Origin of the sequence: Variovorax sp. dw_308 (assembly GCF_019207085.1) — a bacterium.
GTDB lineage: Bacteria > Pseudomonadota > Gammaproteobacteria > Burkholderiales > Burkholderiaceae_C > Variovorax.
The window spans coordinates 137,672-148,322 of record NZ_JAATOM010000016.1 but is presented as its reverse complement, the minus strand read 5'-3'; the positions used below and the strand labels follow the sequence as shown (position 1 = coordinate 148,322).

General features: G+C 66.8%; 11 protein-coding genes. 4 read left to right on the top strand and 7 right to left on the bottom strand.

Features of this window, described 5'->3' with window-relative positions:
* Both tagH and HCU76_RS25770 read left to right on the top strand, forming a co-directional pair.
* Window positions 1-637 (top strand): type VI secretion system-associated FHA domain protein TagH (gene tagH / locus HCU76_RS25775; RefSeq protein ID WP_218511007.1); only part of this gene is annotated, 637 nt, incomplete at its 5' end.
* Between the two features lie 72 nt (window positions 638-709).
* Window positions 710-1,459 (top strand): PP2C family serine/threonine-protein phosphatase, encoded by a 750-nt coding sequence (locus HCU76_RS25770; RefSeq protein ID WP_371319901.1) that lies wholly within the window; start codon window positions 710-712, stop codon window positions 1,457-1,459.
* A gap of 131 nt (window positions 1,460-1,590) precedes the next feature.
* Here HCU76_RS25770 and HCU76_RS25765 read toward each other — a convergent pair whose 3' ends face one another.
* The 4 genes from HCU76_RS25765 to tssA form a co-directional block, all read right to left on the bottom strand.
* Window positions 1,591-2,076, bottom strand: coding sequence for a type VI secretion system tube protein Hcp (locus tag HCU76_RS25765; protein WP_213958107.1), 486 nt, complete (start codon window positions 2,074-2,076; stop codon window positions 1,591-1,593).
* Window positions 2,077-2,214: 138 nt separating this feature from the next.
* A complete protein-coding gene (gene tssC / locus HCU76_RS25760) occupies window positions 2,215-3,711 on the bottom strand; it encodes a type VI secretion system contractile sheath large subunit (RefSeq protein ID WP_213958106.1) in 1,497 nt (498 codons plus the stop codon).
* Between the two features lie 41 nt (window positions 3,712-3,752).
* Window positions 3,753-4,271, bottom strand: coding sequence for a type VI secretion system contractile sheath small subunit (gene tssB / locus HCU76_RS25755; RefSeq protein ID WP_213958105.1), 519 nt, complete (start codon window positions 4,269-4,271; stop codon window positions 3,753-3,755).
* Window positions 4,272-4,317: 46 nt separating this feature from the next.
* Window positions 4,318-5,370, bottom strand: coding sequence for a type VI secretion system protein TssA (tssA, locus tag HCU76_RS25750; RefSeq protein ID WP_218511005.1), 1,053 nt, complete (start codon window positions 5,368-5,370; stop codon window positions 4,318-4,320).
* Between the two features lie 71 nt (window positions 5,371-5,441).
* On the opposite strand from tssA, the gene tssJ reads away from it, so the two are divergent.
* Window positions 5,442-5,969 (top strand): type VI secretion system lipoprotein TssJ, encoded by a 528-nt coding sequence (tssJ, locus tag HCU76_RS25745; RefSeq protein ID WP_218511004.1) that lies wholly within the window; start codon window positions 5,442-5,444, stop codon window positions 5,967-5,969.
* Between the two features lie 18 nt (window positions 5,970-5,987).
* Here the strand turns inward: tssJ and HCU76_RS25740 are convergent, their stop codons facing one another.
* Window positions 5,988-7,046 (bottom strand): type VI secretion system protein, encoded by a 1,059-nt coding sequence (locus HCU76_RS25740; RefSeq protein ID WP_218511003.1) that lies wholly within the window; start codon window positions 7,044-7,046, stop codon window positions 5,988-5,990.
* A gap of 1 nt (window position 7,047) precedes the next feature.
* On the bottom strand, window positions 7,048-8,379 hold the full coding sequence (locus HCU76_RS25735; RefSeq protein ID WP_213958101.1) for a DotU family type IV/VI secretion system protein: 1,332 nt from the start codon (window positions 8,377-8,379) through the stop codon (window positions 7,048-7,050).
* A 221-nt stretch (window positions 8,380-8,600) separates the two neighbouring features.
* On the opposite strand from HCU76_RS25735, the gene HCU76_RS25730 reads away from it, so the two are divergent.
* Window positions 8,601-9,281, top strand: coding sequence for a response regulator transcription factor (locus HCU76_RS25730; protein ID WP_213958100.1), 681 nt, complete (start codon window positions 8,601-8,603; stop codon window positions 9,279-9,281).
* A 189-nt stretch (window positions 9,282-9,470) separates the two neighbouring features.
* Here HCU76_RS25730 and HCU76_RS25725 read toward each other — a convergent pair whose 3' ends face one another.
* Window positions 9,471-10,643 carry a M20 aminoacylase family protein gene (locus tag HCU76_RS25725; RefSeq protein WP_213958099.1) on the bottom strand — a complete coding sequence of 391 codons (1,173 nt, stop codon included), beginning with the start codon at window positions 10,641-10,643 and terminating at the stop codon, window positions 9,471-9,473.
* Window positions 10,644-10,651: the final 8 nt, after the last annotated feature.

The window sequence follows — 10,651 nt, the reverse complement described above, 5'->3', positions numbered from 1 at the left end:
GATTGCACCGGCGGCAGCGACAGGACCCGCCCCCGCACCCGCTTCCGACGACGTCCTCTTCGCCGCCTTCCTGCGCGGCGTCAACAGCACCCACCAGATGCCCACCGCGCTCACGCCCGAGCTCATGGAGCGCATCGGCGCGCTGCTGCGTACCGCGGCAGAAGGCACCTTGCAACTGTTGCATGCCCGCCAGGAGGTCAAGCGCGGCGTGCAGGCCGAGGTCACGATGATCGCGGCGCAGGCCAACAATCCGCTCAAGTTCTCGCCCACTGCGGAGGTTGCACTGGCCCACTTGCTGGGCGCCGGCGTGCGCGGCTTCATGGGCCCCGAGGAAGCGATGCGCGACGCCTACGACGACCTGCGCGCCCACGAGTTCGGCGTGATGGTCGGCATGCGCGCGGCCCTGGCACATGTGCTCGCGCGCTTCACGCCCGCGGAGCTGGAAAAGAAGATCGTCTCCAAGTCCGCCTTCGACGCCTTCTTCAGCAATCGCAAGGCCAGGCTGTGGGATGAATTCGTCGCGCTGTACGGCGGCATCGCGGCCGAAGCCGAGGACGACTTCCACAGCCTGTTCGGCAAGGCCTTTGTGCAGGCCTATGACGAGCAGATGGCGCGCCTGAAGGCGGGCCGCAAATAGCGCTCAGGCACACCACGACCGCAGCCACGAGGCGACAACGACAAAGAGGAGAGCCGGGTGGAGATAGAAATCGTGACCTTGTCCAAGCAGGGCGGGCGTTCGTACAACGAGGACACCTACGGCCACTGGAACGACGACCGCTACGTGGTCTGCGTCGTCGCGGACGGCGCCGGTGGCCACGGTGGCGGCGACGTGGCCGCGGCCGTCGTGCGCAGCAGCGTGCTGGCCACCTTCGCCGAGCGCCCGGGCCTCGACGCCGACTTGCTGCGCAACGTCATCGAGCGCGCCAACCTCGACGTGGTGGCGCGCCAGGCCGAGGGCGGCAAGCTGTCGGCGATGCGCTCCACCGTGGTCCTCGCGGCCATCGACCTGCACGAGAACACGGTGGCCATGGCCCACTGCGGCGACAGCCGCGCCTACCTGTTCCGCGGCGGCGCGGTGCTGACCCGTTCCCTCGATCACAGCCTGGTCCAGCAGATGGTGGCCGGCGGCATGCTCGACGACGAAGGCGCGCGGCTGCATCCGCAACGCAACATGTTGCTGTCGGCCCTCGGCGCCATCGAACCGGCGCCCGAGATTGGCATCTCGCGCCCCGTGCCGCTGGCTGTGGGCGACGTGATCCTGCTGTGCTCTGACGGCATCTGGGAACCGCTGGGCGATGCGTGCCTGAACGAGACGCTGCAAGCTTCGCGCAATCCAAGCCAATGGATCGAGCAACTCGATGCGCAGGTCAGGAGCCGCGCCAAGCCCGGCTATGACAACTACACCGCGCTGGCGCTGTGGGCGCATGCGGATGATGATGTGACGCAGATGCTGCCGTAGGCGGCGTCGCAGAAGTCATCGGCGCGCCGCAATAAAAAAAAGCAGAAGCCCTTTCGCGACTTCTGCTTCTTGTCTTCCGCTGTCCGCTCCTGCGCCCGAAGGCTGCCGAGAGCGGACCAGCCCGCAACCCATCAACCGAACGGCGTGTTCTCCGCGATATTCCACGCCGCCGTCTTCTTGCCCTTGCCCGCGCCTTCCTTGGCCTGCGGGTCGTATTCGTATTTCACCTTGGCGAAGTTGAGCGTGATGTTCTCCGTCAGCCGGTCTTCGCCGCCGCTGCCGCCGGTGCTGACACTGGTCACGATCAGGTCGCTCATGGTGATGGTGATGTATTCCAGCGGGTTGTCGCCGGCCTTGCGCACGACCAGGACGGCCTCGTCGTAGTGCGTGCCCTTGCAGCAGGCGAGGATCAGCGCATGCGAGGCGGAGTCGGTGTACTTCGTGAAGGACAGGTCCTGGATGTTCACCTTGCCGGCGCCGCCGCCGGTGCCCACGTGCGTGGTGCCGCTTTGCGAGAGGCCCCAGTTCCAGGCCAGGACGTCGATTTCCTTCTTGTGCTTGGCATCGACGGATTCGCCTTCGATCGCGCCTATCTTGATAAACATGTCTACGGCCATGATGCTCACCTTTCAGTTGAGAGTGGATAGATAACGGGCTTGCTTGCTTTCGTCGCCATCGGCAATCGATTCGATAGTTGCCAGTAGCTGCTGAGAGAACGAGTTCGCCTCCCTGTTTTCAAACACCTTGCAGCGTTGTCACGCACCTTTCGCGGAGGGCAGTTTCGACACGAGCCGCAGGGACACGGTGAGCCCCTCCAGCTGGTAGTGCGGGCGCAGGAAGAACTTCGAGCTGTAGTAGCCCGGATTGCCTTCCACCTCCTCCACGATCACTTCGGCCGCGGCCAGGGGCTTGCGCGCCTTGGTCTCTTCGGACGAGGTCGACGGGTCGCCGTCGACATAGTTGGTGATCCACTTGTTCAGCCACTTCTCCATGTCGCTGCGTTCCTTGAAGCTGCCGATCTTGTCGCGCACGATGCACTTGAGGTAGTGCGCGAAACGGTTGCAGGCGAACAGGTAGGGCAGGCGCGCGGCCAGGTTGGCATTGGCGGTGGCATCGGGGTCGTCGTACTCGAAGGGCTTCTGCAGCGACTGCGCGCCGATGAAGGCCGCGAAGTCCGAGTTCTTGCGATGGATCAGCGACAGCAGGCCGGCCTTCGACAGCTCGGCCTCGCGCCGGTCGCTGATGGCGATCTCGGTCGGGCACTTCTGGTCGACACCGCCGTCGTCGCTCGGGAAGGTGTGCAGCGGCAGGCCCTCCACCGCGCCGCCCGACTCGATGCCGCGGATGCGCGAGCCCCAGCCGTACATCTTGTACGAGCGGTTGATGTTGGTGGCCATCGCGTAGGCCGCGTTGGCCCAGGCGTAGTGGCTGTGGTCGGCGCCGGCCACGTCTTCCTCGAAGTCGAAGTCCTCCACCGGATTGGTCTTGGCGCCGTACGGCGTGCGCGCCAGGAAGCGCGGCATGCACATGCCGAGGTAGCGCGAGTCGTCCGATTCGCGCAGCGACCGCCAGCCGGCGTATTCGGGCGTCAGGAAGATCTTGGTCAGGTCACGCGGATTGGCCAGTTCCTGCCACGACTCCATCTGCATCAGGTGCGGGCTCGCGCCGGTGATGAAGGGCGCATGCGCGGCGGCTGCGATCTTGGCCATCTCGCCGAGCAGTTCCACGTCGGGCGGGCTCTGGTCGAAGTGGTAGTCGCCGACGATGGCGCCGAAGGGCTCGCCGCCGAACTGGCCGTATTCCTGTTCATAGACCTTCTTGAACATCGGGCTCTGGTCCCAGGCCGCGCCCTTGAACTTCTTGAGCTGCTTGTGGAGATCCTTCTTCGAGATGTCCATCACGCGGATCTTGAGGTTCTCGTCGGTCTCGGTGTTGTTCACCATGTAGTGCAGGCCGCGCCATGCACTCTCGATCTTCTGGAAGTCCTCGTTGTGCAGGATCTTGTTGATCTGCTCCGAGAGCTTGGCGTCGATCGCGGCGATCATGGCCTGGATCGACTTGGTCACGTCCTTGCCGATGACCGCGGTGTTGCTCAGCGCCTGCTGTGCCAGCGTGAGCACCGCGGCTTCGACGGCGCTCTTGGCCTCGTCGCTGCGCGGCTTGAATTCCTTCTGCAGGAGCGACGAGAAGTCGTTCCCTTCCAGCGCAACGTCTTTCAGTGCGCTCTGCTGCTCGACTGCTTCGGTAGCCATGATGCGTTCTCCTGATGTTCAGTGAAATGTTCAGTCAGGCGTCACGCGGCAGGCGCGGCGTCCTCGGGCTTCTTGCTGGCGGCCAGCGTCTTCAGCAGTTCGGGGTTCTCCAGCACCTTGGCCAGGAGGTCTTCCGCGCCGCCCTTGCCGTCCATGTAGGTGACCAGGTTCGACAGCTGCGTGCGTGCTTCCAGCAGCTTGTTGAGTGCGTCGACCTTGCGCGCCACCGCGGCGGGGGAGAAGTCCTCCATGTTCTCGAAGGTCAGGTCGACCTTGAGCTCACCCTCGCCGGTCAGCGTGTTGGGCACGGAGAAGGCGGCATGCGGCTTCATCGCCTTCATGCGGGTGTCGAAGTTGTCGACGTCGAATTCGAGGAACTTGCGGTCGGCCACCGGAATGACCTTGTCCGGGTCGGCCGGCTTGCCCGACAGGTCCGCCAGCACGCCCATCACAAAGGGCAACTGGATCTTCTTCTCCGCGCCGTAGAGTTCGACGTCGTATTCGATCTGCACGCGAGGCGCCCGGTTGCGGGCGACGAATTTCTGACTGCTGGTGGCCATGGAAGTAACTCCTTGCGTTGGAAGTAGCGGTTCGCTGGAAAGAGGCTCACTCCGATGACGGGCGCGGGCCCGTCACTGTTTCGATGGTGTCGAGCGCATTGGGCGCGAGGTCGGCCATGATCTCGAAGAAGCTCACGCCGATCAGGCGCTTGGCGCGTTCGATCAGAAGGGGCGCGGGATTGCCCGGTTCGGTCTGTTGCAGGTAGCGGATCACGCGGTCGAGCGTGAGCAGCACGTCCTGCCGACTGCCGAGTTCGCCAGCGCGGGCCGCTGCGGGTCGGGCTCCGCTCGCGGGCGCGTCGCCGTCGCCCGCTTCACCGGTATTGCCGGTCGCACCGTCGGGCCCTGTCTCTGCGCCTTCGCCCACCACCGCCGTGGCGGCGGTGCGCAGCACGACGCCGACGCGGCGCAGCGGATCGAGGTCCATCGCATCGGCCCGGCCGGTGCGATCGGTCACCAGCGCCTGCAGTGCAGCCACCTGCGCCAGGATGCCTTGCAGCAGCGGCATCGTCTCCGGATGTTCGACATGGATCTCGGCCAGCGCGCCGTGCACCTGGGCCGGCGAGTAGCCTGTCCCGCCGCCGACCGGCGTGATCAGGTTGTGCGCGATCGCGATGTCGCGCACCTTGATCGGTCCGACGCCGCGCGAGACGCCCACCGAAGCTTCGTAGAGGTCGCGCACCACCATCGACTGCTGGGTCAGCGGCGCGAGCGCATTGAGGCGCATCGTCGGGTCGTTGTCCTCCTCTGCGTCCAGCACCGGATGGATGCCGTCCCAGTAGGTGTCGAGCAAGGCTGTCAATAGTTGCAAGCCCAGGCTGAAGCCGACCACGCCCTGCTGGCGCGTCGACGCGCGCAGCAGCAGCATCGCAAGGCGCACGTCCTTGGCGCGTCGCAACAGCGCCTGCGACTGGTCCGAGACCAGCCGCCATTCAGGCTCCACCGCAGGAATGACCTTGTCGCCGAACTGCTGCTCGGGCTTGCCTTGGGATGCGGTGTCCAGTGCGGTGAAGGCCGGGTCATGCTCAAGGTCGTCGCCCACAGGCGATGCCTCGCTGATGGGCGCTTGCAAGGCCTCGACGAGTTCGGGAGTCAGCATGTTGCCTGTTCGAATTGACTGGTGATAATCAAAGAAGCGTCCGGACCGGTCAATGCAACGAAGGAAATAGCATGCGTCTTCTTGGCACCCACCGTTTGCCCTATGGCAACCACGCGGTCCTCGCTTCGTTGCTCGTGGGGCTGGCGCTGGCCGGCTGCGCCGCCAAGCCGCCGCCGCCGCCCGTCACCACGCCGATGGACTTCACGATCACCGCGGGCCCGGATGCCAACCCCGATACGCGCGGCCGTGCATCTCCCATCACGGTGCGCCTCTACGCGTTCAAGACCACCGCCGCCTTCGAAGGCGCGGACTTCTTCACCCTGTTCGAGAAGGACACCGCCATCCTGGCCGCCGACACGGTGCAGCGCGAGGAGATGCTGCTGCGCCCCGGTGAAAGCAAGAAGGTGCAGTTCGTGCTGCCCGCCGATGCCAAGGCCTGGGGCGTGATGGGCGCCTACCGCGACCTCGACCATGCCCGCTGGCGCGAAGTGCGCCCTGTCGAGCCGGGCAAGGGGCAGATCGTGACGGTCACGGTGGGCGCGCGGCAGATGAAGATCGACTCGGTCCCCGCGCCACCGCCGCCGCCACCCAAGAAGTAGGGCGCGGCCTGCGCGGAATCACGACGCCCGGTGCAGCCGCGCCAGCGACTGGTCCGCCGGCAGGAAGTGCTGCAGCAGGTCCGAGCTGAAGGCGGCCTGGCTCTGCGGCGACGAGGCGCCGGTCAGGTAGAGGCCGCGCCAGAAGCAGGCGGCCGGCCTGTCGTTCTCCGGCTCGAACAGCTTGACCACCAGTTCGCGCAATGCCGGCTCCAGCGCGATCAGCTGTTCCACCCACTGATGGCTCGCCAGGCGCCCGGCCGGTGCGTCGGGTTGCTCCCGCAACAGGCCCGCGCCGAGCGCGCGCAAGCGGGCCGACAGGGTGGCGAACAAGGCGTCGAAGCGCGCGCCCGCCGTATCGGAAACGGGCGCGTCCATTTCCGGGCCTGTTTCCGGGCCGCCAGGGCCGGGCTCGGGAAGCCGATGACCGATCGCCTGCGCGAGCACCTGCGGCGGCAGCACGGCGCACACCTCGACATGGCCGGCCAGCCGTTCGAGCCCGGTGACCACCACATACACGGGCAGCCGCAGTTCCAGCAGTTGCGTGGTCTCGCGCAGCACACGCTGCAGGCGTCCGGCGAGCGGCGCGATCGTCGGCGGCGGCTGCAGCAGCTCGCGTGCTTCCACGCACACCACGATGCCGTTGAGCGGGAGCGCGGGGCGCTGCTCCGCCAGGGCCATCAGCGCACGCAGCCACAGGCCGCGGGCGCGCTGCCCGGCGACGCCGTTGCTCACTGCCGCCGGGCCCAGCGCGATCGCGGCCATGTCCGGACGCACCTGCGCTTGCCAGAACATCCATGGCTGCGCCTCGATCGCCAGCAGCCCCGGCAGGTTGGCCGCGGCATTGCCGACGAACATCACCCACGGCTTGCTGATGTCGGCCGCGTCCCCTTCGGACAGCGCATGCGGCAATGCGGCCAGCGCCGTGTCCGCATCCTCGATGTCGGAGCGCGCCAGCCGGGCGCGCAAGGTGCGCAGCCGCTGCGACCGACGCCGTCCCAGCGTCCCCCACCACAGCAGCGCGAATGCCACGGCGCACACCGCGGTCAGCAGCCAGAAGGGGTGGGGCAGTGCGCTCACCTCATCTCTCCGTGGTTTGCAGGAATTCGAACTCGGCGATCAGTCGCTCCGGGTCCTTGTGCAAGGACAGCGATTCGCGCAGCCGCAGCAGGTAGTCGGAGGCCAGCTCGAAAGGCGGCCTGTCGACGTTTTCGCTGAAGGCCGTGGGCGAGGCCAGCACCGTCACCAGCACGGTGCCGAAGGGCGGGCTCACCAGCCAGCTCGAGGGCACGTCCGCGCCGATCTCGATGCGCTCTGCGGCGGCGTGGCGGCGCGGGTTGCGGCCCGCATTGAAATGCAGCACCGAGCCATCGGCGGTGAAGTAGTCGACCCAGACGAAGCCGTCGTAGTTGGGCTGCGTGAGCTGCAGCAGCACCGGATCGCCTTCGCGCAGCTGGCCGTTGCGCGCCGTCTTCGAGTACACGGTCAGCCCCCACTGCTTTTCGCGGTTGCGCATCTGGTAGGGCTTGAGCATCGCGACCACTTCGCAATACGGCCACACCCGCACCGCCAGTTCCACGCGCGTCGACCTCACCCCCTGCACCGCCGACACCTCGCGCTGCACGCGCTGCAGGTCCTCGGCCTGCGACACGAAGCCGCGCACCTCGGCCATGCCGCTGTCCGTCACGGTGGCCTGCAGGTCGGCGCATGCGAAGGCCTGCAGTCGGAGGTCGACGCGTTGCGCGAGCGTGGTCGGCGCCGTGGGCGGGTGGGCCACGAACAGCCACAGCAGCATGGCCAGCGGCAGCAGCAGCGCCAGCGCCAGCCCGCCGCGCAGCATGGTCCGCTCCCGCTGCTCCGGCTTGCTCGGGCCCGGCGGGTCCGGCACCGAATACGGTTGCGGCGTGATGTGTTCCCGCGCGATCTCTTCCAGCGCCAGCGGCGGCGTGGCCAGTTGGCGGGCATGCAGCGCCTTCAGCTTGCCGAGCTCGCCGCTGTCGCCGTTCTCGAAGTAGTACTGGCCGCGAAAGCCGTTCGCCAGCACATGCCAGTACACCTCGCGCAGTTCGTCGTCCTCTGCCTGCAGCGAGGACAAGTGATGGAAGAACTCGGTGTGCGCGTTGTTGGAGTTGAACAGCCGCACCTGCAGCGGCGGCAGGCCTGCGTGCCATGCGGGGCGGCGCGCGAGGATCTCGTCGAGCCAGGCGACCAGCGCGAATGACGCCGACTCGACCCGATCCGCCGGCTGCCCGGCGGCCAGCGCCTGTGCGCGCGCCTGTTCCAGCAGCGCGAGCGCCCGGGCCTGGGGTTCCTCCACCGGCGCCTCCGCATGGCCGGCGTGGATCGCGACCTCCAGTTCGAGGCCGAGCGAGAACAGGGGTTGGAAGAATTCGAGCAGGCGATGGCGGCTCATGGCTGCTCGCGGCTATGCTGCGTGGGCGCGAAGCCGGTGTGGTTTCGGCGCATGCTCCGTCCCGTCCGTTCTGGAAGTCCCCTGATTCTTCCGGGCGTCGCGGGCATGCACCATACTTCGTGGGAGCTATGCCTTTCGGGCGGCGGCCCGGCTTGCCGGCGTCGCCAAAGGTCGCTATCTTCACACTTGCGTTAACAAATTTTTGCCGCCGGGGGTGCGCCATGAAAATCCTGATCGCCGACGACCACCGGCTCGTCATAGAAGCGGTCAAGGCCAAGTTGTCCGAGCTGGAACCTGCCATCGAATTCGTGCTCGCCATGAGCGTGGATGAATTGCTGGCAAGCGCTTCCGATGACCTCGACCTGGCCGTGATCGATCTCAACATGCCGGGCGCCGAAGGCCAGGCCCACATCGAGGAAATCCGCCGCCGCCATCCCGCGGTGCCGGTGATCGTGCTGTCCGGCTACGAAGACCCGACCGTGATGCGCAGCGCGCTCGAAGTGGGCGTGCTCGGCTTCATCCCCAAGGCCTACTCGCCCGAAGTCATGATCTCCGCCGTCCGGCTGGTGCTGGCCGGCGGCGTCTACGTGCCGCCGCTGATGCTGTCCGCCGTGCCCCCGGGCATCGTGCCGGGCGTCACCGTCGGTGCCGACGCCGCGGCGCCGCGAGGCGCCAACAGCGCCCACACGCTGGAACACCTGCGCAAGGTGCTGACCGAGCGCCAGGTCGAGGTGCTGCAACTGCTGTCGCAAGGCAAGCCCAACAAGCTGATCGGCCGCAGCCTCGGCATCAGCGAAGGCACCGTGAAGATCCACCTGGCCGCCATCTTCCGCGCCCTCAACGTCCGCAACCGCACCGAGGCTGTGGTGGCTGCGCAGACGCTGACTGAAGCGCAGACCTGAAATCGGGAGCCGGACCCGAACGCAGAAGTCGCAAAGGTTTCGCAGAAGTCGCAGAAGGAAAACCAAAGAATAATTTTCTGGTGTCTTCTTGTCTTCTTGTCTTCTTGTCTTCTTGTCTTCTTGTCTTCTTTCGCGTCCTCTGCGTTCGAAGTCCGCGTTCAGCAGCCCTCCGCCCCGCACCACCTCGCTTCAGGCCAGGAATCGCTGCGCCAGGCTCACCCAGTAACTCGCGCCCAGCGGCAGGGCGCGATCGTTGAAGTCGTACTTCGGGTTGTGCACCATGCAGCCGCCGTCCTCGCCCGTGCCGTTGCCCAGCACCACGTAGGAGCCGGGCACCACCTGCAGCATGTAGGCGAAGTCCTCGCTGCCCATCGCGGGGTCGCGCTGCACCACCTTGTCCTCGCCGAACATGTCGACCGCGATCTGGCGCGCGAATGCCGTTTCGCGCTCGTGGTTCACCAGCACCGGGTATTTCTGGATGTAGTCGATCTCGCACTTCAGGCCATAGCTCTCGGCCTGCGCCTGCACGAAGGCCTTCAGGCGGCGCTCGATCTGGTCGCGCACCGCGGGGTCGAGCGCACGCACGCCGATCTTCAGGATGGCGCGCTCCGGCACGATGTTGTAGACCTCGCCCGACTGCAGCGAGCCCACGGTGATCACCGCGGCCTTGTGCGCGTTCACCTCGCGCGACACCAGGCTCTGCAGCCCCAGCACGATGCTGGCAGCGCACTGCATCGGGTCGATGCCGTGGTGCGGCATGGCGCCGTGCGCGCTCACGCCGGTGAGCGTGATGGTCACGCGGTCGAACGATGCCATCGCCGCGCCTTCGCGTATCGCCATCTGGCCGACAGGAATGCCGGGCCCGTTGTGCAGCGCGAACACCGCATCGCAGGGAAAGCGCTCGAACAGGCCCTCCTCGATCATGACCCGCGCACCGCCCTCGTTCTCCTCGGCTGGCTGGAAGATCAGGTTCAGCGTGCCGTCGAAGCCGCGGTGCTCGGACAGGTAGCGCGCCGCGCAGAGCAACATCGCCGTATGGCCGTCATGGCCGCAGGCGTGCATGCAGCCGATGCGCCGGCTGGCCCATGCCAGGCCGGTGTTCTCGACGATGGGCAGCGCATCCATGTCGGCGCGAATGCCCAGGCGGCGCGTGCCGGTGCCTTCGCGCAGCGTACCGACCACGCCGGTGCCAGCCAGGCCGCGATGCACTTCATAACCCCAGGCCGCGAGCTTTTCGGCCACCAGGTCGCTGGTCTGGTGCTCCGCGAATGCGAGTTCCGGATTCGCGTGGATCTGGCGCCGGATGGCCACCATTTCCGGCGCGAGCAGTTGCATGCGGTCGAGGAGTTGGGTTGCGTCCATGAGTAGTT

Excerpts from the sequence above, each read along its gene's own strand:
- HCU76_RS25725 (WP_213958099.1), bottom strand. The coding sequence starts at position 10,643 with ATGGACGCAACCCAACTCCTCGACCGCATGCAACTGCTCGCGCCGGAA.
- tssA (WP_218511005.1), bottom strand. The coding sequence starts at position 5,370 with ATGCTGACTCCCGAACTCGTCGAGGCCTTGCAAGCGCCCATCAGCGAG.
- HCU76_RS25735 (WP_213958101.1), bottom strand. The coding sequence starts at position 8,379 with ATGAGCCGCCATCGCCTGCTCGAATTCTTCCAACCCCTGTTCTCGCTC.
- tssJ (WP_218511004.1), top strand. The coding sequence starts at position 5,442 with ATGCGTCTTCTTGGCACCCACCGTTTGCCCTATGGCAACCACGCGGTC.
- tssC (WP_213958106.1), bottom strand. The coding sequence starts at position 3,711 with ATGGCTACCGAAGCAGTCGAGCAGCAGAGCGCACTGAAAGACGTTGCG.
- tssB (WP_213958105.1), bottom strand. The coding sequence starts at position 4,271 with ATGGCCACCAGCAGTCAGAAATTCGTCGCCCGCAACCGGGCGCCTCGC.
- HCU76_RS25765 (WP_213958107.1), bottom strand. The coding sequence starts at position 2,076 with ATGGCCGTAGACATGTTTATCAAGATAGGCGCGATCGAAGGCGAATCC.
- HCU76_RS25730 (WP_213958100.1), top strand. The coding sequence starts at position 8,601 with ATGAAAATCCTGATCGCCGACGACCACCGGCTCGTCATAGAAGCGGTC.